The following is a 22,462-nucleotide window of genomic DNA, read 5'->3' on the forward strand; positions in this document are numbered from 1 at the left end:
CAGCCGCCTCAGGCATTGCGCCAAATCGATTGGGCCAGCCCCTGCGGCACTGTCTTGGCTTGATAGCGATGGGTGGTTGGTCCTATGAAGCCCCCATGTCGATTTGGGACCGCCTTGGCGACTTCGTCACACGCGTTTCATCTTCAGCGTCGTCAGGCGTCGCCGAAGTGGTCGAGGCCGTGCGCACGGTTTTCTCCGGCGATGCCGATCTGCGCCGGCGCGTCGCCTTCTCGGTGGCGATGATCGCCCTGTCGGCCAAGATGGCCAAGGCAGACGGCATCGTCACGCAAGACGAGGTGCGCGCCTTCCAGGAAATATTCGAGGTGCCGAAGGAACAGAGGCGCAATGTGGCGCGGCTCTACGATTTGGCCAAACGCGACATTGCCGGTTTCGAGACCTATGCCGAGCGGATGGCGCAGCTTTGCGGTTCGGGCCATTCGAACTGCCTGATGCTCGAGGATATACTCGACGGGCTGTTCCACATCGCCAAGGCCGACGGGCTGGTGCATGAGCGCGAGGGCGAATTCCTGCATCGCATCGCCGAGATATTCCGCATCGATGAGGCGCATTACCAGAGCATCCTGGCCCGGCATGTCGATCTGGGTGCGGCCGATCCCTATGTTGTGCTCGGCATCGAGCGTGGGAAGCCGTTCGAGGAGGTCCGCAGGCGCTACCGCAAGCTGGTCTCCGACAATCATCCGGACCGGCTGATCGCACGCGGCCTGCCGCAGGAATTCATCAAGATCGCAACGACCAGGCTGGCGGCGATCAACGCGGCCTATGAAATGATCGAGCGAGGCCTGCGGCACGCATGAGCGGCTTTCCGCCCGATGAGCCGAGCGCCGAGGTCAGGGTATCGCCGAATTTCGGACCACGGCGCGGGACGCTCGGACCTGATATGATCGTGCTGCACTACACCGGCATGGCTACCGGCGCCGGTGCCGAGGCATGGTTGTGCGATCCGGCAAGCGAGGTCTCGTCGCACTACCTGGTCCATGAGGACGGCCGCATTGTTCAGATGGTAAGGGAAAGCGACCGCGCCTGGCATGCCGGCAAGAGCTCGTGGTTCGGACAGAGCGACATCAACTCCTGTTCGATCGGCATCGAGATCGTCAATCCGGGGCATACGCTCGGCTATCGCAACTTTGCAAAACCGCAGATCGGTGCGGTGATCGGCCTGTGCGCCGGCATCATCGAGCGCCATTCCATTCCGGCGCAGCGGGTGCTTGCCCATTCCGACGTGGCACCGGGGCGCAAGGTCGATCCAGGCGAGAAATTTCCATGGAAGGCCTTGTTTGCCGTCGGTATCGGCCATGTTGTGCCGGCAGCACCGATCCGGCGCGGCGCCGTGCTGAAGCCAGGCGATACCGGCGCCGAGGTAGAGGCGCTGCAGTCGATGCTGGCGCTCTATGGTTATGGCGTCGAGATCACCGGCGCCTTCGATCGGCAGACCGAAATCGTGGTAGAGGCATTTCAGCGGCATTTCCGGCAGCGCCTGGTCGATGGCATGGCTGATGGATCGACGATCCGCACGCTGGAAAGGCTGCTCGCTTCCGTAAGGATAGCCTCTCTCAAATAATCTTTTGCCAGCTTAAAAATTACAATCTGTTACTCAAAGTGACTTGCGTCGCCTTCTTTGGCGCCAATTCCGTCGTCAAAGGCGATCCGTACAGATTGTCGGACGTCTATCCCCCCAAATGTTCCGATGTTGATTGAGGGTATCTGCGCGAAGTTCTTTGTGCAGATCAAACAGAACAGGATCACATGCAGAAATTGACCGTTTTAACGGCAGCCATTGCTGCCGGCGTAATGACTTTTGCCTTCAGTGCGGCAAACAGCGCACCGCTGAGCCAGCGGGCCGATCAGGGCTTCAGTGCCGCAGCCGGCAAAACCGCCGTGCCGAAAGCCACCCGTGGTGCAAAAGTAGAGAAGACCGCCACCGCAAAAGTGGAACAAGCAACCGCGGTAAGGACGAAAAAGCCGGCCCCTGCGAAAAAGCCAACCGCTGCAAGAAAGACAATCTCAAAACACTATGTGAAGCGTAACCGCAAAAGCATCGACCACATGGCAACGGCGTCAGTCGCTCCGAAGGGCAGGCCAGCGCCTCAGGCGGTGGTAGTCGGCGCCAGCGGACAGTATTCGGCGATCATTGCGCGTTATGCCGCCAGCTATGGCGTCCCGGTGTCGCTCGCCAACGCCGTCATCAAGATCGAAAGCAACTACCAACCGAACCAGGTCGGCAGCGCCGGCGAGATCGGCCTGATGCAGATCAAGCCGGCGACGGCGCGGATGATGGGCTATAGCGGTTCGGTTCAGGGCCTCTATGATCCAGATACCAACATCAAATACGGCATGAAGTACCTCGCCATGGCGCGGGATCTCGGCGGCGGCACGACCTGCGGCACGATCCTGAAATACAATGCCGGCCATGCCGCCACACGGATGAACCCGGTGTCCGCAGCCTATTGCGGCAAGGTCAAGGTCCAGCTGGCTGCGCTTGGAGCGCCCGCCTGACAAGCGACAACTTGCTTTTTCGTTTGCGTTTTCGGGCCTGAACCCCTTTATACGCCTTGCCAGCTGGCCGGGCGGCCGCACCCGCGAAGCCGAAAGGCTGCGGGTGAGGAAAGTCCGGGCTCCATGGAGACACGGTGCCGGTTAATGGCCGGCGGGGGCGACCCCAGGGAAAGTGCCACAGAAAGCAAACCGCCACGATCCAATCGTGGCAAGGGTGAAAGGGTGGGGTAAGAGCCCACCGCGCGACTGGCAACAGGAGCGGCACGGTAAACCCCACCGGGAGCAAGACCGAATAGGGGCGGTGCGAGGGGAAACCCTCGAGGGCTGTTTCCGGCTCACCGTCCGGGTAGGTTGCGTGAGGCGTATGGCAACATGCGCCCAAGATGAATGGCCGCCACGTTCTCGCCGTGTAAGCGGCGAGGGCCATACAGAACCCGGCTTACAGGCCAGCTGGCAGTTTTCCCCGATAAAAGGAAATCTCCTGATATCAGCAGGTTGCGTCTTCGGGCGCAGCCGTTGGTTCAGTTTTCGACCCGCAATTAAGCGCGGCATTCCTTGAAAATGGTGCGATTAAATCGTACCATTTGGATGACGGTATTCAGGAGCGCGTCATGGGACAGGTCGATAAACGCAGCATCACGCTGTCGCCGGAATTGGCGGCGGTGGTCGACGACGTGGTCGCCGCCGGCGAATATGCCTCGGCGAGCGAGGTGATCCGCGACGCGCTGCGGCAATGGAAGGACCGGCGCGACCTGCTCGGCTACACGGTCGAGGAATTGCGCAAGCTGGTGCAGGAAGGGATCGACAGCGGGCCGGGGCTGGACGGGCCGCCAATCATGGAACGGCTGCGCGCCAAATATCTGAAAATGGCCGGAACCAAAGGCCTTGAGGAGTGAAATACCGCCTGCTTCCTCAGGCATTGATCGACCTCGAAGCCATCGGCGACTACATTGCCGAACAGAATCCAAATGCGGCGGTTCGGCTCGTGGATCTCTTGCAAAGGCGGTGGGATTTGCTGACCCTGCACCCCTTCTCAGGTGCGCCGCGCGAAGACATCGCAACCGGAATCCGTCACCTGATCGTCGGCGAATACCTCACCTTGTATCGTGTCCGCGAAGAGGCGATCGAAATCGTTCGCGTGCTGCACGGCCGGCGCAAGATTGATGCCGACGATCTGAATTCGTGATTGCCGATTCAGCCACCGATTGCGTCTAGGGACGCCTCGATCGCCTGCCAAAGCTCTTCCACCGGCTCGCAGCCGATCGACAGGCGAACGAAGCCGGGCGGAACGGCATCTCCCCTTTTTGATCGCCGTTCGGCCGAGGTGTGTACGCCGCCGAACGACGTCGCTGCCTGCATCAAGGCGCAGTTGTTGATGAAATCCTCGGCCTTGTCCTCCGAGGCGAGCACGAACGAGATGAGAAAGCCGAAGCGCTCCATCTGGGCGCAGGCAAGATTGTGCGATGGATCGCTCTCCAGTCCCGGAAAGCGCAAGCCGCTGATCGCGCGATGGTTTTTCAGCCGTCGCGCTATCATTTCGGCGGAAGCGCACATGCGGTCGAAGCGCACGTCCAGCGTTTCGAGGCCGCGATGCACCAGCCATGCCTCGAAGGGCCCGGGGATAGCGCCCGACGTCTCGCGCCAGTCGGTCACCCTCGAGATAATGTCCGCGTCGCGGCTGGCGACATGGCCGAACAGCACATCGGAATGGCCGTTTGGTGCCTTGGTGTCGGCGGCAATGACGATGTCTGCGCCGAGATCGAGCGGGCGCTGGCCGAAAGGCGTCATCGTCGTGTTGTCGACCACAAGCCCCGCACCCGCTTTGTGCACGGCTTCGGCGACGGCTGCGATGTCGCATATATCCAGTCCCGGGTTGGCGGGCGTTTCGACGAAGGCAAGCCGGTATCCGTCGAAGCCGCCGTCGAGGAAGCTCGACGTCGGCCGGACATCGTAAGTGACGTCGAAGGACTTGAGGAAGCGCTCTGCCAGCGCTCTCGTCGTGTGATAGCCGTCGGACGGCAGCAGGATACGGTCGCCGGCTTTGAGCAGGCCGAAAAATACCGCCGAGATGGCAGCCATCCCCGAGGGAAAGGCGACGCATGGGGCGTCTTCCAGATGCGCCAGCATGTGCTCGACCGCATCCCAGGTTGGATTGCTGAAGCGGCCATATTGATCATAGCCGGTGGCGTCGCCGGGCGCATGAAAGATGGCGGCCATGGTCAGGGGCAAGGGGATCGGGTCGCCCTTGGCCAGCCCGCCGCGGCGCAGATGGGGAAGTGCCGCGGCGCGTGACTTGGCTGTTTCGGACATGGTTTCAACCTCGTTACTGACCGGAAAAGGACATGCCGAGGCTATGCGCGGCAGCGATCCGCAGCAAGCCGGCTCCGGTTGGGCCACACGGCTCTAAACGCTTCGTTAGGCTTAATAGACGATAAAGACGGGAGTGCCGTCAAAGCTGCTCTCCCCAGTCGTGGCAGGCGCGTTTTGAAGACTGTTCCCGTTGACGCCCATAACACCCCATGATATCCCATTCCGATACTCAAGCCTTCGTTTCGTGTCAGGGTGAAGCGTACGCCAATCGGGCAGCCGCGGCGGCTGCGCGTTTGCCTGCGTTCGCCCGTTATAACGAAGTGGGTTTTGGACGCCGACCGGGCTGGGGCGGCGCGGACAGGAAGATGCAGAGGGGTGCGGCGGCGCAAGCGGCCGTAACGCGTAATGGACCGGTTTCTGTCGAGCGCGGTGAACAGGATCGATGCGAAGGGACGGGTGTCCGTGCCGGCGCATTTCCGTGCCGTTGTGCAGAAACGCGGCTATTCGGAACTTTATGCGCTACGCTGCCTGGATCGCCCGGCGATGGATGTCGGTGGGCTCGACCTGCTCGATCGCTACGAGCAGCGCATCGCCCAGGAAGACCCGTTCCTGCAGACGGCGGACGACATGTCGTTCTTCTGCCATGGCGATGGAACGTTTCTGAAGCTCGACCAGGACGGCCGTATCACGATGAGCGATTTCATTCGCGAGCATACCGGCATTTCAGCGGAAGTGGCCTTCGTTGGCCGCGGCAATTTCTTTCAGATCTGGGAGCCGGAACGGCTCAGCGCCTATGGGACGGAAGCACGCGCCCGGCTTTTGCAACTTCGGCAGGGGACGAAGCCCGGGGAGCGGCCGGAATGATGGTGGGCGACGGCGATGAAGTTCATGCCGCTGGCGGACCAGCCCGTCACATTCCGGTCCTCCTTGCCGAAGTTCTGGAGGCGCTGGCGCCGACAAAAGGCGAGGTGATCGTCGACGGCACGTTCGGTGCCGGCGGCTACACGAAGGCCATTCTGGCAAGCGGAGCCTCGGTCGTCGCCATCGACCGCGATCCGGATGCGATCGCGGCGGGGCGGGCCCTTGAACAGCAGTCCGGCGGCAAGCTCAGGCTTGTCCAGGCACCGTTCTCGACGCTCGACGAACAGGTTGAAAGTGCCGATGGCGTCGTGCTCGACATCGGCATCTCCTCCATGCAGATCGACCAGCCGGAGCGCGGCTTTTCGTTCCGGGCCGATGGGCCGCTCGACATGCGCATGGCGCAGGCGGGCCTGAGCGCCGCCGACGTCGTGAACACCTTCAAGGTGGGCGATCTTGCCCGCATCTTCGGTTTTCTCGGCGAGGAACGCCATGCCGGGCGCATCGCCCGCATGATCGAGAGCCGTCGCGAAAAACGCCCCTTCGAGCGCACGCTCGATCTTGCCGATGCCATCGAGACGCATATCGGTCGCGCGCCAAAGGACAAGATCCATCCGGCCACCCGCGTTTTCCAGGCGCTGCGCATCTTCGTCAATGACGAACTCGGCGAACTGGCCAAGGCACTGTTTGCCGCAGAGCGCGTGCTGAAACCGGGCGGGCGGCTTGTCGTGGTGACCTTCCATTCCCTGGAGGACCGCATCGTCAAGCGCTTCATCGCCGACAGAGCCGATTCAGCGACCGGATCGCGGCACCTGCCCGAGGCGCAGGCGCGCACCGCCACCTTCACCAAGAAGGGCGGCGGCGTAACGCCTGGCGATGCCGAGATAACGGCAAATCCGCGGGCGCGCTCGGCAAGGCTGCGCGCTGCGATCCGTACAGCGGCGCCGGCGCGCGCCGGCGATTTTTCGATTTTCGGCCTGCCAAAACTGCCTGGCCCAAAGCTTCCCGGCGCCGATCGACCGGGAGAGAGGTGAGCACGTGTTTCGTACCAGCGACATAGTCCTGATCGCCGTGATGGTTTCGGCGGCCGCCCTGACCTACAAGACCAAGCGCGAGGCCGAGGAGCAACTGGCGGCAGTGCACAAGATCCAGGCGCAGATCCGTTATGAGGAGGACACGATCGACCTGCTCAAGGCGGACTGGAGCCTGCTTACCCAGCCGTCGCGCCTGCAGAAGCTCACCGAAATCTACAAATCGCAACTCGGACTCGAGCCGGTCAATGCGCGGCAGATCGTCGGGCTGGACGATCTGCCGGCGAAACCCGTCAATATCGAGGACCTTTCATCGCAGCGGCTGGGCGGCATGGCCGATATCGGCGGCAAGGATCCCGTGGTGACCGGAGGCGTCGTCCAATGATCACCGGATTTCCAATGGCTGCCAGATTTCCAAAGATTGGCAGGCTGCTGAAGCGCGGTTCGAAGCCCGGTGCAGGCGGATCAATCGTGGTCGAAGGTGCCCGCAAGGCGACCGGTGGCAAGGGCAGGACCCGCATCGTCATGACGATGGCAGTGTTCTTCGGCATCTATTCGACCATTGCCGGGCGGCTGGTCTATCTGGGTTTCCAGAATCCCGACCTGTCGGGCGGCCCGCAGAGCCGGGTGACGGCATCGCGACCCGACATCGTCGACCGTAACGGCGAAGTGCTGGCGACCGACATCAAGACCGCGTCGCTGTTTGCCGAACCGCGCCGCATCGTCGATGCCGACGAGGCGATCGAAAAGCTGTCGACGGTGCTTCCCGAGATCGACTACGAGCAGACATACAACAAGCTGAAGAGCGGCGCCGGGTTCGTCTGGCTGCAGCGGCAACTGACGCCGAAGCAGCAGGCCGACATCATGCAACTCGGCATCCCCGGATTCGGCTTTCGCACCGAAAAGCGCCGGTTCTATCCGGCCGGTGAAACCTCGTCCTACATTGTCGGCCTCACCAACATCGACAATCAGGGCATCTCCGGCATGGAGAAATACATCGACGAACAAGGCTTGAGCGACCTTCAGGCGTCGGGTCTGGCGGTGGCCAAGGATTTGAAGCCGGTGCAGCTCTCGATCGACCTGCGCGTCCAGCATATCGTGCGCGATGAGGTCGCCACCGGCATGGAAAAGTACCACGCGATCGCGGCGGGCGCCGTCGTGCTCAACGTCAAGACCGGCGAGGTGCTGGCGATGGCGTCGGTTCCGGATTTCGATCCGAACAACCCCTATAACGCGCAGGACAAGGACAGGCTCAACCGTATGTCGGCCGGCCTCTATGAAATGGGGTCGACCTTCAAGAGCTTCACCACCGCTATGGCGCTCGATTCCGGCAAGATAACGCTGCAAAGCCGTTTCGACGCGTCGCGCCCGATCAGGATCGGCCATCAAACCATCCATGATTTCCATGGCAAGGGCCGGGTACTGTCGGTGCCGGAAGTGTTCATCTACTCCTCCAATATCGGCTCTGCCAAGGAAGCCGAAGCGGTTGGCATCGACGGACACCGCGAATTCCTGCATCGCCTGGGAATCCTCGAGAAGATGCAGACCGAACTGCCCGAAGTCGCTCGGCCGACCGAGCCCAAGGTCTGGAAGCAGGTCAATTCGATCACCATCGCCTTCGGCCACGGTGTGTCGACGACGCCGCTGCAGACAGCGGTCGGCTGCGCCGCGCTGATGAATGGCGGCTATCTGATGGACCCGACCTTCCTGCCGCGCACGCAGGAGCAGGCGATGGCGGTGGCCAAGAAAGTGGTCAGCGACAAGACGGTCGAGGGCATGCGCTATCTCTATGCACTCAATGCCGAAAAGGGATCCGGCCGCAATGCACGGGTGCCAGGATACCGGGTGGGCGGCAAGACGGGAACGGCGGAGAAGGTTGTCAACGGCCGTTACTCGAAGGAAAAGAATTTCAACGCCTTCGTTGCGGCTTTCCCGATGGACGATCCGCAATACATAGTGCTTACGATCGCCGACGAACCGAAGCCGGAAAAGCCCGGCATGGGTGGTACGGCCGCCTCGAACGCGGGCATCATGGCTGCAAACATCATCCGACGTGCGGCTTCCATGCTTGGCGTGAAGCCAGATTTCAGCCATGAAAATGGTGCAACGCTGGTTTCCTATCAGTGATTCTTGGGGCGCGCCGGCAACTGCGCGCTATTTTGTTGCGATGAACGGGGTTCGATGAAGCTGAAAAATCTAGTCGGTATCCTGCCTGTCGAGGGGACAGCTTCCTTCGACATGGAGGTTACAGGGATTTCGTCGGATTCCCGCCAGGTAACACGGGGCGTCGTCTTTTTCGCGCTCAGCGGCTCCAAGGCGGATGGCGCAGCCTACGCAGCCGATGCCGCAAGCCGCGGCGCTGCAGCGATCGTGGTCGGCAAAGGCAGTGCGGTCGCCGGGCTGCCAGTCCCGGTTCTTGTCGTAGACGATCCGCGCCTTGCACTGGCGCTGAGTGCTGCACGTTTTTTCGGCATGCAACCGCAAACCATGGTCGCGGTGACCGGAACCAGCGGCAAGACCTCGGTCGCCGCATTCACCCGGCAGATATGGGAGCAGGCGGGTTTTGCCGCCGCCTCGATCGGCACGACCGGCGTGGTGGCGCCGGGCCGCAACGAATATGGCTCGCTGACCACGCCGGATCCGGTGGCACTGCACAGGCTGCTCAAGGAGCTGGCGGAGGCCGGCGTCACCCACGCCTCGATGGAAGCGTCCAGCCATGGCCTCGACCAGCGCCGGCTCGACGGCGTCAAGCTTGCGGCCGGCGGCTTCACCAATCTCGGCCGCGACCATATGGACTATCATCCGACGGTCGAGGACTATCATCGCGCCAAGTTGCGTCTGTTCGACGCGTTGCTGCCGAAGGGCGCGCCGGCGGTCATCTTTGCCGACGACTCGTGGTCGGAGCCGACGATCAAGGCGGCGCGGGCAGCGGGACTGAATGTGCTGACGGTCGGCCGCCACGGCGATTTCCTGCGGCTGAAGCGGGTCGAGCACGAGCGCCACCGCCAGCGCGCCGAGGTCGAAGCGGACGGCGTTCTCCATGAAGTCGACTTGCCGCTGGCCGGCGACTTCCAGATTGCAAATGCGCTGGTGTCGGCCGGCCTCGCCATTTCGACTGGTACATCTGTTGCCAAGGCGTTGATGGCGCTGGAGAAATTGAAGGGCGCGCCGGGACGGCTCGACCTTGTCGGGACGGCCGCCAACGGCGCGCCGGTCTATGTCGACTACGCGCACAAGCCGGATGCGCTGGAAAACGTGCTGGCTTCGGTGCGCCCCTTTACCACCGGCCGCGTCATCGTCGTATTCGGTTGCGGCGGCGACCGGGACCGAGGCAAGCGGCCGATCATGGGCGAGATCGCCACAAGATTGGCCGACGTGGTCATCGTCACCGACGACAATCCCCGCTCGGAAGTACCCGAGACGATCCGCGCCGCGATCCTGGAAGCCGCACCTGGCGCCATCGAGATCGGCGACCGGCGCAAGGCCATCCACGAGGCGGTCGGGATGCTTCACGCTGGCGACACGCTGATCGTGGCCGGCAAGGGCCATGAGGAAGGCCAGACCATCGGCACCGAGACGCTGCATTTTTCCGATCATGAGGAAGTTCGCTCGGCGCTGCGGGAGCAAGCGGCGTGAGCTATCTGTGGACCTCCGAGGCGCTGGTTGCCGCCATGGATGGCCGGCCGCTCGGTCCGATGCCTGAAGCCATCGCCGGCATTTCCATCGACAGCCGCAGCCTGCAGCCGGGAGACGCTTTCTTCGCCATCAAGGGCGAGGCCATGGACGGCCATGATTTCGTGACCGCCGCCATCAAGGCGGGCGCCGGCGTGCTGGTCGTCGCCGAGGGCAAGCTGCCGTCGCTGGGGCGGCTGACTGCACCGATGATCGTCGTGGAGGACGTGCTTGTCGCTCTGGAAAAGCTCGGCGTTGCGGCGCGCGCACGCTCAAAGGCCAGGGTCATTGCCGTGACCGGATCGGCGGGCAAGACCACCACCAAGGAAGCGCTACGCCACGCTCTCTCCGCGGTCGGTACGGTGCATGCATCGGCCCAGTCGTTCAACAATCACTGGGGCGTGCCGCTGACGCTGGCGCGCATGCCGCAGGATTGCGACTATGCCGTCTTCGAGATCGGCATGAACCATCCCGACGAGATCCGGCCGCTGGTCAAGATGGTCCGGCCGCATGTCGCCATCGTCACGTTGATAGCGGCCGCTCACCTCGGCTTCTTCCGCAACCTGGACGAGATCGCCAAAGCCAAGGCAGAGGTTTTCGAGGGACTGGAGCCCGGTGGCGCCGCCCTTCTCAACCGCGACGATGCACGCTGGAAGCTGCTGGAGAAGATGGCCAAAGAGGCCGGCGTCGAGCATGTCTACGGGTTCGGCGAGAATGCCCGGGCGACCTTCAAACTGATCAAATGCGAGCTCAATGCCGATCACTCGGTCATCACCGCCAAGATTGGCGGGCACGAGATTGTCGCCAGGATCGGCGCGCCGGGCCGCCATATGGTGCAGAACGTGCTCGCGGTGCTTGGTGCCGCGCATCTGGTCGGCGCCGACGTTAACAGGGTTGCGCAGGCGCTGGCCGATCTTTCGCCCGAACACGGACGCGGCAAGCGCTATGTGTTGCGTCATCCCAACGGGCCGATCACGCTGATCGACGAGAGCTACAACGCCAATCCCGCGTCGATGAGCGCTGCAATGGCACTGCTCAACACGACGCCGGTGTCGGGCGAGGGCAGGCGCATTGCCGTGCTCGGCGATATGCTCGAGCTCGGCAGCCATTCGGCGAAATTGCATGCCGCGCTTGCCGGTCTGATCGTCGGCACCGACACGCGCACGGTCTTTCTCGGAGGCCCGGAAATGCGGGCGCTGGCCGACGTTTTGCCCGACGAGATCAGGACGGAATACCGCGCCGGTGCGGAAGATCTGAAACCGGTTCTTCTATCGGAATTGAAGCCCGGCGACGTGGTCATGATCAAATCGTCGAAGGGCACAGGCTTTTCAAAGCTGGTCGAGGCGTTGCTCGGCAAGTTTCCGGCGGAAGCCACAACCAGCAGACAGACCTAGGATCGGTCCGGGGGACGCAAGCGCATGCTAACACTGCTCGTCGAATTTGCGGACAAGATCTCGGTCTTCAACGTCTTCCGCTACATAACCTTCCGCACCGGCGGAGCGCTGATCACAGCGGCACTGATCGTGTTCATTTTCGGACCGACCATCATCAATTCGCTGCGGCTGCGGCAAGGCAAGGGCCAGCCGATCCGTGCCGACGGGCCGCAGACGCATTTCAAGAAGGCGGGAACGCCGACAATGGGCGGACTGATGATCCTGTCCGGCATCGTCGGTTCGTCGCTGCTGTGGGCGAACCTGTCGAGCATCTACGTCTGGGTGGTCCTGCTGGTGACGCTGGGATTCGGCTCGATCGGCTTTTACGACGATTATCTCAAAGTAACCAAGCAATCGCATCTCGGCTTTTCCGGCAAGGCGCGGCTGGGGCTCGAATTCGTCATCGCCGGCATCGCCGCTTGGGTGATCATGCATAACGGCCAGGCGCCGTTCTCGTCATCGTTGACATTCCCTTTCGCCAAGGAGTTTCTCGTCAATCTCGGCTGGTTCTTCATCCCGTTCTCGTGCTTCGTCATCGTCGGCGCCGGCAATGCGGTGAACCTGACCGACGGTCTCGACGGGCTGGCGATCGTGCCGATCATGATCGCCGCCGCATCCTTCGGCGTCATCGCCTATCTCTCCGGCAACGCGGTGTTCGCCGAATATCTGCAGATCCATTTCGTGCCCGGCACCGGTGAACTTGCGGTGGTCCTTGGAGCGGTGATCGGCGCCGGTCTCGGCTTCCTCTGGTTCAATGCGCCGCCGGCGGCGATCTTCATGGGCGACACCGGCTCGCTGGCGCTGGGTGGGCTGATCGGCACGGTCGCGGTGGCGACCAAGCACGAGATCGTGCTGGTCATCGTCGGCGGCCTGTTCGTCGTCGAGATATTCTCGGTCATCATCCAGGTCGGCTACTTCAAGATGACCGGCAAGCGCGTCTTCCTGATGGCGCCGATCCACCATCATTTCGAAAAGCTCGGCTGGACCGAAAGCCAGGTGGTGATCCGCTTCTGGATCATCGCCGTCATCCTGGCGCTGGTCGGCCTGTCGACCCTGAAGCTCAGATAGGAGGCCGCTTGATCCCCGCCGCATCCTTTTCAGGCAAGCGCGTTTCGCTCTTCGGGCTCGGTGGCTCGGGGATTGCCACGGCGCGCGCGCTGATCGAGGGCGGCGCGGATGTGCTGGCCTGGGACGACAATCCCGACAGCGTCGCCAAGGCCGGCGCGGTCGGCATCACGACAGCGGACCTGCGCGGTGCGGACTGGGCGAGGTTTTCCGCCTTCGTGCTGTCGCCCGGCGTGCCGCTGACGCATCCCAAGCCACACTGGACCGTCGAGTTGGCGCGGGGCTCAGGCGTGGAGATCATCGGCGACATCGAGCTTTTCTGCCGCGAGCGGATGCTGCTGGCACCGGCAGCACCTTTCATTGCCATTACCGGCACCAACGGCAAGTCGACGACCACGGCACTGACGGCGCACATCCTAAAATCGGCTGGGCGCGACACGCAGATGGGCGGGAATATCGGCCGCGCAGTGATGACGCTCGATCCGCCGCAGCCTGAACGGCATTATGTGGTTGAGTGCTCTTCCTACCAGATCGATCTTGCCCCTTCGATTAACCCGACGGCCGGTGTGCTGCTCAACCTGACGCCGGACCATCTCGACCGCCATGGCACGATGCAACACTACGCCTCGATCAAGGAGCGGCTGGTGGCCGGCAGCGAGACGGCAATCATCGGTGTCGACGATTCCTGGTGCGCCCAGATCGCCGATCGGCTGGAGCGGGCCGGCCGGCAGGTCATCCGCATCTCCAAGCGGCTGCCGCTGACCGACGGCTATTTCGCTGACGGCACCAACTTAATGGAAGCCGTGCACGGCCGCTACAGCCGTGTCGCCTTCCTCGAAGGCATCGGCTCGTTGCGCGGCCAGCACAATGCGCAGAACGCGCTGGCCGCCGCCGCCGCCTGCCTCAAGGTCGGGCTCGAGCTCGGCGAGATCCAATCCGGACTGGAGAGTTTCCCTGGGCTGGCGCACCGCATGGAGCAGGTCGGCCGCAAAGGGCATGTGCTGTTCGTCAACGATTCCAAGGCGACCAATGCCGATGCCGCTGCACCGGCGCTGTCGAGCTTTGCGCGTATCTACTGGATTGCCGGCGGCCTGCCGAAAGAGGGCGGCATCGAGCCGTTACGCGGCTTCTTCCCGCGCATCGCCAAGGCCTATCTGATCGGCGAAGCCGCACCGGCCTTTTCGGCGACGCTGGGCGAAGCGGTGCCCTACGAGATATCAGGCACGTTGGCGGCGGCAGTCGAACACGCCGCCCGCGATGCGGCCGGGGATAGTAGCGGCGAGGCAGTGGTGCTGCTGTCGCCGGCCTGCGCCAGTTTCGACCAATTCAAGAATTTCGAAGTCCGCGGCGAGGCGTTCAGGCAAGCCGCAACCGCCATTGATGGCGTGAAGCCCATCGGAGGGACACGATAATGCAAAGCCGTCTCGACAAAAGCCCTGTGGCGACCTGGTGGTGGACGATCGATCGGTGGTTCCTGGCGGCGTTCCTGTCGCTGATGGGGCTCGGCATCGTTTTGTCCTTCGCCGCAAGCCCGGCGGTGGCCGAGCGCATCGGGCTAGACAGTTTCCACTTCGCGACGCGCCAGATTATCTTCACCATTCCGGCACTTGGGGTGATGCTGGCCGTCTCGTTCCTTGAATCCAGGCAGATCCGGCGCATGGCGCTGGTCATGCTGTGCATCATGCTGTTTTTGATGGTGGCGGTGCTCTATATCGGCGTCGAGGTGAAGGGCGCGCGGCGTTGGGTGTCGCTTGCCGGCCTCTCGATCCAGCCGTCCGAGTTCCTGAAACCGGCCTTCGTCATCATCTGCGCCTGGCTGTTCGCCGAGCACAAGCGCCAGCCCGACATTCCGGGCAATTTGTTCGCCATGTTGCTGCTTGCGCTGGTCATCTCGCTGCTGGTGGCGCAGCCTGACCTTGGGCAGACCATGCTGGTGCTCGGCACCTGGGGGGTGATGTTCTTCATGGCCGGGTTGCCGTGGCTGTGGATCGTCGCGCTGGGTGCTGCCGGCGTCGGCGGCGTGTTCGCTGCCTATGCGGTGTTCCCGCACGTTGCCGGCCGCATCGACCGCTTCATGACCGGCGAGGGCGACACGTTCCAGGTCGACATGGGCCGCGAGGCGCTGATCAATGGCGGCTGGTTCGGCGTCGGGCCGGGCGAGGGTACCGTCAAGCGGGTCATCCCCGACAGCCACGCCGACTTCGTCTTCTCCGTCGCCGGCGAGGAATTCGGGCTGATCATGTGTTTCTTCATCATGTCCATCTTCGGCTTCATCGTGCTGCGCGGTCTCAACACGGCGCTCAGGGAGCAGGACGATTTCACCCGCTACGCGGTGGGCGGCCTGGTCACGGTCTTCGGCCTGCAGTCGGTCATCAACATGGCCGTCAATCTGCAGCTGATGCCGGCCAAGGGCATGACGCTGCCGTTCATCTCCTACGGCGGCTCCTCGCAGATCGCGATCGCCATCTCGATGGGCATGGTGCTGGCGCTGACGCGCAAGCGCCCGGAAAAGCGCAAGCAGCTGGGCTTCATGCCGTCGGCGCGTGCGATGCCGGCGGAGTGAGATGGCGAAGGGGGTCATCCTGCTGGCGGCAGGCGGCACGGGCGGACATCTGTTCCCGGCCGAGGCACTGGCGCACGAACTGACCAGGCGCGGCTGGACGATGCATCTGGCGACGGACGAGCGCGCCGAGCGTTTTGCCGGGCGGTTCCCGGCAGCCGCCATTCATTCGATCCAGTCGGCGACGATGGGGTCGAAAAATCCTTTTGCCGTGCTCGCCGCGTTTTGGAAAATCTGGCGCGGGGTGCGGCAGGCATCGAACCTCATCGCCAGCATCAAGCCCGCCATCGTGGTCGGCTTCGGCGGCTATCCGACGCTGCCGCCGCTTTACGCGGCGACCCGGCGCAAGGTGCCGACGCTGATCCACGAGCAGAACGCGGTGATGGGCCGCGCCAACCGGGCGCTTGCCGGCCGCGTCGACGCCATTGCCGGTGGGTTCCTGCCGGAAGACACAAGTGCTACAGGCGTCAAGACGGTGACCACCGGCAATCCGGTCAGGCCGCAAGTGCTGGAAGCGGCGAAGACGCCTTATGCCGCATCGGCCGGTGAAGAGCCGTTCCGATTTCTGGTGTTTGGCGGCAGCCAAGGCGCGCAGTTCTTTTCCGATGCGGTGCCGGCGGCGATCGCCCGGCTTTCCGATGCACAGCGCAGGCGGCTGGCGATCACCCAGCAGGCGCGCGCCGACGATGTGCCGCGGGTGAAAGCGGCCTATGCCACGCTTGACATCGAGGCCGAGGTGTCGCCCTTCTTCACCGACATGGCGGCGCGGCTGGCGGCGGCGCATCTGGTGATGTCGCGCTCCGGCGCATCGACCGTATCGGAAATCGCGGTGATCGGCCGGCCGGCGCTGCTGGTGCCTTATCCGCACGCGCTCGACCACGACCAGGCGGCGAATGCGGCGGCCCTTGCGGCAGCGGGCGGCGCCGAGGTGCATCCGCAATCCACGCTTTCGGCGGAGCGGATCGCCGTGCTTGTCGGTGGGCTGATGGATGATCCAGGCAAGGCGGCGACAATGGCCGCGGCGGCGAAATCGTCCGGAAAACCGGATGCCGCGCGGTTGCTCGCCGATCTGACAGAGGCTATTGCGTCCAGGAAAACCGTTTCGGAATTCAGGAAGGAGACGCACGCATGAAGATGCCGCAGACGATCGGCCTCGTGCATTTCATCGGCATTGGCGGCATCGGCATGAGCGGCATCGCCGAGGTGCTGCACAATCTCGGCTACAAGGTACAAGGGTCCGACCAGGCCGAAAGCGCCAATGTGCAGCGGCTGCGCGACAAGGGCATCGAATGCTTCGTCGGCCATCAGGCCGAGAACCTCGGCGAGGCCGAAGTGGTCGTCGTCTCCACCGCAATCAAGAAATCCAATCCGGAACTGAAGGCCGCGCGGGAAAAATTGCTTCCCATTGTCCGCCGCGCGGAGATGCTGGCAGAGCTGATGCGTTTCCGCCAAGCGGTGGCGATCGGCGGCACGCATGGCAAGACGACGACGACTTCGATGGTGGCGACGCTACTCGAAGCCGGCGGGCTCGACCCGACGGTAATCAATGGCGGCATCATCAATGCCTATGGCACCAATGCCCGCATGGGAGACGGCGAATGGATGGTGGTCGAGGCCGACGAGAGCGACGGCACCTTCCTCAAGCTGCCGGCCGAGATTGCCGTCGTCACCAATATCGACCCCGAGCACCTCGACCATTACGGCTCCTTCGACAAAGTGCGCGAAGCGTTTCGTCAGTTCGTCGAGAATGTGCCGTTCTACGGCTTTGGTGTGATGTGCACCGACCATCCCGAGGTGCAGGCGCTGGTCGGCCGCATCGAGGACCGGCGCGTCATCACCTATGGCGAAAATGCGCAGGCCGACGTGCGCTTCACCAATCATCGCATGGACGGCCCGACCTCGGAATTCGACGTGGTGATCCGCGACCGCAAGACGCACGGCCAGATAACGATATCAGGCCTGCGGCTGCCCATGCCCGGGCGCCACAATGTCTCCAATGCGACGGCGGCGATTGCCGTCGCGCATGAGCTCGGCCTTTCGGCTGAGGCAATCAAGAAGGGCCTGTCGTCTTTCGCCGGCGTCAAGCGGCGCTTCACCCATACCGGTTCGTGGAACGGTGTCGATGTGTTCGACGATTACGGTCATCATCCGGTCGAGATCACGGCGGTACTGAAGGCTGCGCGCAGCGCTACCAAGGGTCGCATCATCGCCGTTACCCAACCGCATCGCTTCACCCGGCTGCGCGATCTGTTCGACGAGTTTTCCGTCTGCTTCAACGACGCCGATACGGTAATGGTGGCGCCCGTCTATGCAGCCGGCGAGGAACCGATCGACGGCGTCACGTCCGACGCACTGGTGTCGCGCATCCGCTCCGGCGGCCATCGCGACGCACGCTACATCGAAGGTCCGGCGGCGATTGCGCCGATCGTGCGCGAGGTGGCGAAGCCGGGCGATTTCGTCGTCTTCCTCGGCGCCGGCAACATCACCCAATGGGCCTATGCGCTGCCCAAGGAACTCGGCGGGACCATCTCATGATGCGCGGCCAGGCGTTGATCGAGAAGCTTGGCGACCGGCTTGCCGGACTGCGCGGCCGCATCACGCCCAATGCCGAGATGGACAAGATCACCTGGTTTCGAGCCGGCGGGCTGGCGGACGCATTGTTCCAGCCGGCCGACGAGGACGATCTTGCCACGTTCCTGAAGGCGGTGCCGGAGGAAATTCCGCTGACCATCGTCGGCGTCGGCTCGAACTTGCTTGTCCGTGACGGCGGCATTGCGGGCTTTGTCATCCGGCTTTCGGCCAAAGGCTTTGGCGAGACCGAAGTGATTGCGCCGACCACGATCAAGGCGGGTGCCGCGACACCCGACAAGCGCCTTGCGGCCGTTGCCTACGAGGCCGGCATCGGTGGCTTTCATTTCTACCACGGCATTCCCGGCGCCATTGGCGGAGCGCTGAGGATGAACGCCGGCGCCAATGGCGTCGAGACGCGCGAGCGCGTGGTCGAGGTACGGGCACTCGACCGCAAGGGCAATGTTCATACGCTGAGCAATGCCGATATGGGCTATGCCTATCGCCGTTCAGCGGCGCCGTCCGGGCTGATCTTCACGTCGGCGCTGCTCGAAGGCATTCCTGAGGACAAGGCGGCGATCAAGGCCGCGATGGATGCTGTCCAGAACCATCGCGAGACCGTGCAGCCGATCCGCGAAAAGACCGGTGGCTCTACCTTCAAGAATCCTGAGGGCACCTCCGCCTGGAAGGAGATCGACAAGGCCGGCTGCCGCGGCCTGATGGTCGGCGGGGCGCAGATGTCGCCGATGCATTGCAACTTCATGATCAACACCGGAACGGCCACGGGCTACGAGCTTGAATATCTCGGTGAGACGGTGCGTGCGCGCGTGCTCGAAAGATCAGGCATCCGGCTGCAGTGGGAGATCAAGCGCATCGGTAATTTTCGGCCGGGCCATGCCGTCCAGGAATTTCTCGGGCAGTTGCTTTAGGCAAGCTGACCGCCGTTGCCTTTCGGACTCATGAATTCACATTTTGCTGCCGTTTTTGCGGAAAGTGAATCCATCGGAATCGTAAGCACTTGCCAGCGAATCAACTCTCTGATTCTCTGCCCTGAAGCGTTTCCTGATTTGAGTCGTTTCGACGCGTTACTCGCGTTTCCGTCTGGGGGGCAACCTGCCGGGAGACTCGGACTCAATGTTGCGGAAACACGGGAGCGAAGTTGCTCGGGCGCATTTGAGTGCGCGCGATGCTTTTCGGGGCATGCACGATGGTGCAGGCCTGCTGTGAGAGGAAATGACGGGGAATGACAAGCAAGCATGTGGCCGTTCTTCTGGGGGGATTCTCGTCCGAGCGGCCCGTGTCCCTGTCGTCGGGTAAGGCCTGCGCCGATGCGCTCGAGGGAGAGGGCTACCAAGTCACCCGCGTCGACGTCTCGCGCGACATCGGCTCGGTGCTCAGCGCGCTCAAGCCTGACGTCGTCTTCAATGCGCTGCACGGCCCTTTCGGCGAGGACGGCACCATCCAGGGCATCCTCGAGTACCTCGCCATTCCGTACACCCATTCCGGCGTGCTTGCCTCGGCGCTCGCGATGAACAAGGAACAGGCCAAGAAGGTCGCCAAGGCGGGAGGCATTCCGGTGGCGGAATCGAAGGTAGCCAATCGCTTCGCCATTCAGAACAAGCACCCGATGAAGCCGCCCTATGTCGTCAAGCCGGTCAACGAAGGGTCGAGCTTCGGTGTCGTCATCGTCCATGAAGGCCAGTCGCATCCGCCGCAGATCATCGGCTCGTCCGAGTGGAGATATGGCGATACGGTGATGGTCGAGCGTTATGTGCACGGGCGGGAATTGACCTGCGCGGTGATGGGCGATGTGGCGCTCGGTGTCTGCGAGATCATCCCGACCGGCCATTCCTTCTACGACTATGATTCAAAATACGTCGCGGGAGGATCAAAACACGAATGCCCGGCAAAACTTTCACCGAATATTTACCAAAAAATACAGACACTGACGCTCAAGGCTCACCAAGCTATCGGCTGTCGGGGCGTTTCCCGGTCGGACTTCCGTTATGACGATCGTCACTCCGAAAACGGCGAAATTGTCTGGCTCGAGGTCAACACCCAGCCGGGCATGACGCCGACGTCTTTGGTGCCGGAAATCGCCGCGCAAGCGGGACACTCGTTCGGCGATTTGTTGAGTTGGATGGTGGAGGACGCTTCGTGTCTGCGTTGAAGTGGGGACAGGGCAAGGGGAAGGGCGCGGCCGGGCCGGCGCTGTTCGGCATGCCGTTGTCGTTCGACCATTTCGTGCTGCCGCGCCTGCTCCGCCGGCCGGTGCGCGTGCTGGCGCGCCTCGGCGAAGGCGACTTCGAAGCGCCGCCCTATTGCGCTGCCATGCTGTCGGCGGCACTGCTTGTTTCGAGCAGTGCCTATGGCGCCTATCTCGGCGGATATTCCGACGCCATCGTCCAGAGTGTCACTGCCCGCACCGGCTTTGCCGTCGACCAGGTCAAGGTCGTCGGCAACCGCGAAACGTCCGAGATCGATATTCTCGACAGGCTGGAACTCGACGGCTGGACCTCGCTGATCGGCTTCGATGCCGAAGCCGCGCGCGAACGCATCACCACGCTGCCCTGGGTCGAAGCCGCGGCAGTGCGCAAGGTCTACCCGCATACGCTGGAAGTGCGCGTCGAGGAGCGCGAGCCGTTCGCGTTGTGGCAGCAAGGCAGCGCGCTTTCGGTCATCGAGAAATCCGGCACCGTCATTGCGCCGTTCTCCGGCGGCAAGCAGATATTGCTGCCGCTGATTATCGGCACCGGCGCACCGGCCAAAGCGCCGGATTTCCTGGCCAAGATCAAGAATTATCCGGAGCTCGCCGCGCGGATCAAGGGCTATATCCGCATCGGCGAACGGCGCTGGGATCTCAAGCTTGAAAACGGCATCACGATCAAGCTTCCCGAAGACGGTGAGGACCAGGCGATTGCCGACCTGGTCAGGATGGATCACGAGAACGGGCTTTTGACGCGCGACATCGCCGCCGTCGACATGCGCCTTTCCGATCGTCTGGTCGTCCAGTTGACGCCGGAAGCGGCGACACAGCGCCAAGCCGCGCTCGACGAAAAGCCCAAGATGCTGAAGCGCAAGCCGGAGACGAAGATATGAGCTGGCTTGGCGGCAATAGCGATGCCTCGTCGCGCCGGTCCGGCATCCTGACGGTGCTGGATGTCGGGTCCAGCAAGGTCTGCTGCGTGGTGGCCAAACTCAAGCCGCGCGAGGATGGCAAGCTGCTGCGCGGACGCTCGCATCGCGTCCAGGTGATCGGCATCGGCCACCAGAAATCGCAAGGCGTGAAATCCGGCGTCGTCATCGATCTCGACCGTGCCGAGCACGCCATCCGTCTTGCCGTCGACGCCGCCGAACGCATGGCGGGACTGACGGTCGATTCGCTGATCGTCAACATGACTGCCGGCCGGCTGAAGAGCGAGGCTTTTTCGGCCACCATCAATCTCGGCGGCCATGAGGCCGACGAGGCCGACATCAAGCGCGTGCTTGCCGCCGGCGCCAAGCAGGCGTTGCGGGCCGAGCGCGAGGTGATCCATTCGCTTCCCGTAGCCTTTTCGCTGGATGCCGAGCGCGGTGTGCGCGATCCGCGCGGCATGGTTGGCGACCAGCTTGGGGTCGACATGCACGTGCTGACAGGCGACGCAGCGCCCTTGCGCAATCTGGAGCTCTGCATCAACCGCTCGCATCTGTCGGTTGAACGCATGGTGGCGACGCCCTATGCCAGTGGGCTTGCTGCGCTCGTCGACGACGAGCTCGAAATGGGCGCGGCCTGCATCGACATGGGCGGCGGCACGACGACGATCTCGGTGTTTTCGGAAGGCAAGTTCGTCCATGGCGATGCCATCGCGATCGGCGGCAACCACGTCACGCTGGATATGGCCAAGGGCCTGTCGACCTCGCTCGATGCCGCCGAAAGGCTGAAAGTGATGCATGGCTCGGCGCTGCCTGGCAGTGCCGACGACCGCGACCTGGTTTCCATCCATCCGATCGGCGAGGACGGCGAGGTGCCGTTGCAGATCCCGCGCTCGGTGATGACGCGCATCATCCGCGCCCGCATCGACGAGACGCTGGAATTGCTGCGCGACCGGCTGAACAAATCCGGCTACGGCAACGCCGTCGGCAAGCGCGTGGTGCTGACCGGCGGTGCCAGCCAGCTTGCCGGCCTGCCAGAAGCTGCACGCCGCATTCTCGGCCGCAATGTGCGCATCGGACGCCCGCTTGGCGTGGCAGGCTTGCCCGAGGCGGCCAAGGGGCCGGCTTTCTCGACCCCGGTCGGACTTCTGATCTATCCACAGATGGCGAGCTTCGAGAGCCGGCCGGCGAAGGGAATTTCCGGTCTTCGGATGACCGGAACAGGCGGAAAACTGCATCGAATGAGTCAGTGGTTGAGAGACAGTTTTTAATTTTGACGGGGACAGCCCCATAGGCGGCCGCGGCGGCGAAGCGGCGGG

At 63.1% G+C, this 22,462-nt stretch carries 21 protein-coding genes and 1 other RNA gene; 21 read left to right on the top strand and 1 reads right to left on the bottom strand.

The genetic code is table 11. The annotated features are described in order from the left end of the window. Positions 1–95 precede the first annotated feature (95 nt). From NKH04_RS13255 to NKH04_RS13280, 6 genes are all read left to right on the top strand, one after another. Positions 96–815, top strand: a complete 720-nt coding sequence (locus tag NKH04_RS13255) for a TerB family tellurite resistance protein (RefSeq protein WP_352471547.1) — start codon at positions 96–98, stop codon at positions 813–815. Beyond that, positions 812–1,579 (top strand): N-acetylmuramoyl-L-alanine amidase, encoded by a 768-nt coding sequence (locus tag NKH04_RS13260; protein WP_352471548.1) that lies wholly within the window; start codon positions 812–814, stop codon positions 1,577–1,579. Before NKH04_RS13255 ends, NKH04_RS13260 begins: the two co-directional genes overlap by 4 nt. A 185-nt stretch (positions 1,580–1,764) precedes the next feature. Then, positions 1,765–2,514, top strand: coding sequence for a lytic transglycosylase domain-containing protein (locus tag NKH04_RS13265; RefSeq protein WP_353044413.1), 750 nt, complete (start codon positions 1,765–1,767; stop codon positions 2,512–2,514). 59 nt (positions 2,515–2,573) lie between these two features. Then, an RNA gene (gene rnpB, locus NKH04_RS13270) (RNase P RNA component class A) lies at positions 2,574–2,972 on the top strand. A gap of 153 nt (positions 2,973–3,125) precedes the next feature. Then, the gene (locus NKH04_RS13275; protein WP_352501068.1) at positions 3,126–3,410 is read left to right on the top strand and encodes a type II toxin-antitoxin system ParD family antitoxin; all 285 of its coding nucleotides are present in this window, start codon (positions 3,126–3,128) and stop codon (positions 3,408–3,410) included. Beyond that, a complete protein-coding gene (locus NKH04_RS13280; RefSeq protein ID WP_353044414.1) occupies positions 3,407–3,700 on the top strand; it encodes a type II toxin-antitoxin system RelE/ParE family toxin in 294 nt (97 codons plus the stop codon). Before NKH04_RS13275 ends, NKH04_RS13280 begins: the two co-directional genes overlap by 4 nt. Positions 3,701–3,708: 8 nt before the next feature. On the opposite strand, the gene NKH04_RS13285 is transcribed toward NKH04_RS13280, so the two are convergent. After that, positions 3,709–4,824: a cystathionine gamma-lyase gene (locus NKH04_RS13285; RefSeq protein ID WP_353044415.1), complete on the bottom strand. Its 1,116-nt coding sequence runs from the start codon at positions 4,822–4,824 to the stop codon at positions 3,709–3,711. Positions 4,825–5,229: 405 nt separating this feature from the next. Between NKH04_RS13285 and mraZ the strand changes: the two genes are divergently transcribed. The 15 genes from mraZ to ftsA all read left to right on the top strand — a co-directional run bounded on the left by mraZ (position 5,230) and on the right by ftsA (position 22,414). After that, complete coding sequence (gene mraZ / locus NKH04_RS13290) at positions 5,230–5,688, top strand: division/cell wall cluster transcriptional repressor MraZ (RefSeq protein WP_353044416.1); 459 nt, start codon at positions 5,230–5,232, stop codon at positions 5,686–5,688. After that, a complete protein-coding gene (rsmH, locus tag NKH04_RS13295) occupies positions 5,685–6,716 on the top strand; it encodes a 16S rRNA (cytosine(1402)-N(4))-methyltransferase RsmH (RefSeq protein WP_353044417.1) in 1,032 nt (343 codons plus the stop codon). The genes mraZ and rsmH overlap by 4 nt, the downstream gene beginning before the upstream one ends. A 4-nt stretch (positions 6,717–6,720) precedes the next feature. Then, positions 6,721–7,098, top strand: a complete 378-nt coding sequence (gene ftsL, locus NKH04_RS13300; RefSeq protein WP_352501064.1) for a cell division protein FtsL — start codon at positions 6,721–6,723, stop codon at positions 7,096–7,098. A gap of 14 nt (positions 7,099–7,112) precedes the next feature. Beyond that, positions 7,113–8,840, top strand: coding sequence for a peptidoglycan D,D-transpeptidase FtsI family protein (locus NKH04_RS13305; protein WP_352471555.1), 1,728 nt, complete (start codon positions 7,113–7,115; stop codon positions 8,838–8,840). A gap of 54 nt (positions 8,841–8,894) precedes the next feature. After that, the gene (locus tag NKH04_RS13310; protein ID WP_353044418.1) at positions 8,895–10,349 is read left to right on the top strand and encodes a UDP-N-acetylmuramoyl-L-alanyl-D-glutamate--2,6-diaminopimelate ligase; all 1,455 of its coding nucleotides are present in this window, start codon (positions 8,895–8,897) and stop codon (positions 10,347–10,349) included. After that, the gene (locus tag NKH04_RS13315; protein ID WP_353044419.1) at positions 10,346–11,779 is read left to right on the top strand and encodes a UDP-N-acetylmuramoylalanyl-D-glutamyl-2,6-diaminopimelate--D-alanyl-D-alanine ligase; all 1,434 of its coding nucleotides are present in this window, start codon (positions 10,346–10,348) and stop codon (positions 11,777–11,779) included. Before NKH04_RS13310 ends, NKH04_RS13315 begins: the two co-directional genes overlap by 4 nt. 24 nt (positions 11,780–11,803) lie before the next feature. Continuing rightward, the gene (gene mraY, locus NKH04_RS13320) at positions 11,804–12,886 is read left to right on the top strand and encodes a phospho-N-acetylmuramoyl-pentapeptide-transferase (RefSeq protein WP_023676767.1); all 1,083 of its coding nucleotides are present in this window, start codon (positions 11,804–11,806) and stop codon (positions 12,884–12,886) included. 8 nt (positions 12,887–12,894) lie between these two features. After that, positions 12,895–14,295: a UDP-N-acetylmuramoyl-L-alanine--D-glutamate ligase gene (murD, locus tag NKH04_RS13325; protein ID WP_352471558.1), complete on the top strand. Its 1,401-nt coding sequence runs from the start codon at positions 12,895–12,897 to the stop codon at positions 14,293–14,295. Continuing rightward, positions 14,295–15,446 (top strand): putative lipid II flippase FtsW, encoded by a 1,152-nt coding sequence (gene ftsW, locus NKH04_RS13330; protein ID WP_353044420.1) that lies wholly within the window; start codon positions 14,295–14,297, stop codon positions 15,444–15,446. The genes murD and ftsW overlap by 1 nt, the downstream gene beginning before the upstream one ends. A gap of 1 nt (position 15,447) precedes the next feature. Continuing rightward, positions 15,448–16,575: an undecaprenyldiphospho-muramoylpentapeptide beta-N-acetylglucosaminyltransferase gene (gene murG, locus NKH04_RS13335; protein WP_353044421.1), complete on the top strand. Its 1,128-nt coding sequence runs from the start codon at positions 15,448–15,450 to the stop codon at positions 16,573–16,575. Continuing rightward, positions 16,572–17,978: a UDP-N-acetylmuramate--L-alanine ligase gene (murC, locus tag NKH04_RS13340; RefSeq protein WP_353044422.1), complete on the top strand. Its 1,407-nt coding sequence runs from the start codon at positions 16,572–16,574 to the stop codon at positions 17,976–17,978. The genes murG and murC overlap by 4 nt, the downstream gene beginning before the upstream one ends. Continuing rightward, positions 17,975–18,940, top strand: a complete 966-nt coding sequence (murB, locus tag NKH04_RS13345; RefSeq protein ID WP_353044423.1) for a UDP-N-acetylmuramate dehydrogenase — start codon at positions 17,975–17,977, stop codon at positions 18,938–18,940. The genes murC and murB overlap by 4 nt, the downstream gene beginning before the upstream one ends. A 314-nt stretch (positions 18,941–19,254) precedes the next feature. Then, positions 19,255–20,181 (top strand): D-alanine--D-alanine ligase, encoded by a 927-nt coding sequence (locus NKH04_RS13350; RefSeq protein ID WP_352471563.1) that lies wholly within the window; start codon positions 19,255–19,257, stop codon positions 20,179–20,181. Continuing rightward, positions 20,169–21,110, top strand: a complete 942-nt coding sequence (locus NKH04_RS13355; RefSeq protein ID WP_352456163.1) for a cell division protein FtsQ/DivIB — start codon at positions 20,169–20,171, stop codon at positions 21,108–21,110. The genes NKH04_RS13350 and NKH04_RS13355 overlap by 13 nt, the downstream gene beginning before the upstream one ends. Further along, positions 21,107–22,414, top strand: a complete 1,308-nt coding sequence (gene ftsA, locus NKH04_RS13360) for a cell division protein FtsA (protein ID WP_352471565.1) — start codon at positions 21,107–21,109, stop codon at positions 22,412–22,414. Before NKH04_RS13355 ends, ftsA begins: the two co-directional genes overlap by 4 nt. Positions 22,415–22,462 lie beyond the last annotated feature (48 nt).

It is taken from the genome of Mesorhizobium sp. M1365 (assembly GCF_040317865.1).
GTDB lineage: Bacteria > Pseudomonadota > Alphaproteobacteria > Rhizobiales > Rhizobiaceae > Mesorhizobium.

Excerpts from the sequence above, each read along its gene's own strand:
- mraY (WP_023676767.1), top strand. The coding sequence starts at position 11,804 with ATGCTAACACTGCTCGTCGAATTTGCGGACAAGATCTCGGTCTTCAAC.
- NKH04_RS13310 (WP_353044418.1), top strand. The coding sequence starts at position 8,895 with ATGAAGCTGAAAAATCTAGTCGGTATCCTGCCTGTCGAGGGGACAGCT.
- NKH04_RS13285 (WP_353044415.1), bottom strand. The coding sequence starts at position 4,824 with ATGTCCGAAACAGCCAAGTCACGCGCCGCGGCACTTCCCCATCTGCGC.
- murC (WP_353044422.1), top strand. The coding sequence starts at position 16,572 with ATGAAGATGCCGCAGACGATCGGCCTCGTGCATTTCATCGGCATTGGC.
- murG (WP_353044421.1), top strand. The coding sequence starts at position 15,448 with ATGGCGAAGGGGGTCATCCTGCTGGCGGCAGGCGGCACGGGCGGACAT.
- ftsA (WP_352471565.1), top strand. The coding sequence starts at position 21,107 with ATGAGCTGGCTTGGCGGCAATAGCGATGCCTCGTCGCGCCGGTCCGGC.
- NKH04_RS13260 (WP_352471548.1), top strand. The coding sequence starts at position 812 with ATGAGCGGCTTTCCGCCCGATGAGCCGAGCGCCGAGGTCAGGGTATCG.
- NKH04_RS13265 (WP_353044413.1), top strand. The coding sequence starts at position 1,765 with ATGCAGAAATTGACCGTTTTAACGGCAGCCATTGCTGCCGGCGTAATG.
- mraZ (WP_353044416.1), top strand. The coding sequence starts at position 5,230 with ATGGACCGGTTTCTGTCGAGCGCGGTGAACAGGATCGATGCGAAGGGA.
- NKH04_RS13275 (WP_352501068.1), top strand. The coding sequence starts at position 3,126 with ATGGGACAGGTCGATAAACGCAGCATCACGCTGTCGCCGGAATTGGCG.
- NKH04_RS13305 (WP_352471555.1), top strand. The coding sequence starts at position 7,113 with ATGGCTGCCAGATTTCCAAAGATTGGCAGGCTGCTGAAGCGCGGTTCG.
- murB (WP_353044423.1), top strand. The coding sequence starts at position 17,975 with ATGATGCGCGGCCAGGCGTTGATCGAGAAGCTTGGCGACCGGCTTGCC.
- NKH04_RS13255 (WP_352471547.1), top strand. The coding sequence starts at position 96 with ATGTCGATTTGGGACCGCCTTGGCGACTTCGTCACACGCGTTTCATCT.
- rsmH (WP_353044417.1), top strand. The coding sequence starts at position 5,685 with ATGATGGTGGGCGACGGCGATGAAGTTCATGCCGCTGGCGGACCAGCC.
- ftsW (WP_353044420.1), top strand. The coding sequence starts at position 14,295 with ATGCAAAGCCGTCTCGACAAAAGCCCTGTGGCGACCTGGTGGTGGACG.
- NKH04_RS13350 (WP_352471563.1), top strand. The coding sequence starts at position 19,255 with ATGACAAGCAAGCATGTGGCCGTTCTTCTGGGGGGATTCTCGTCCGAG.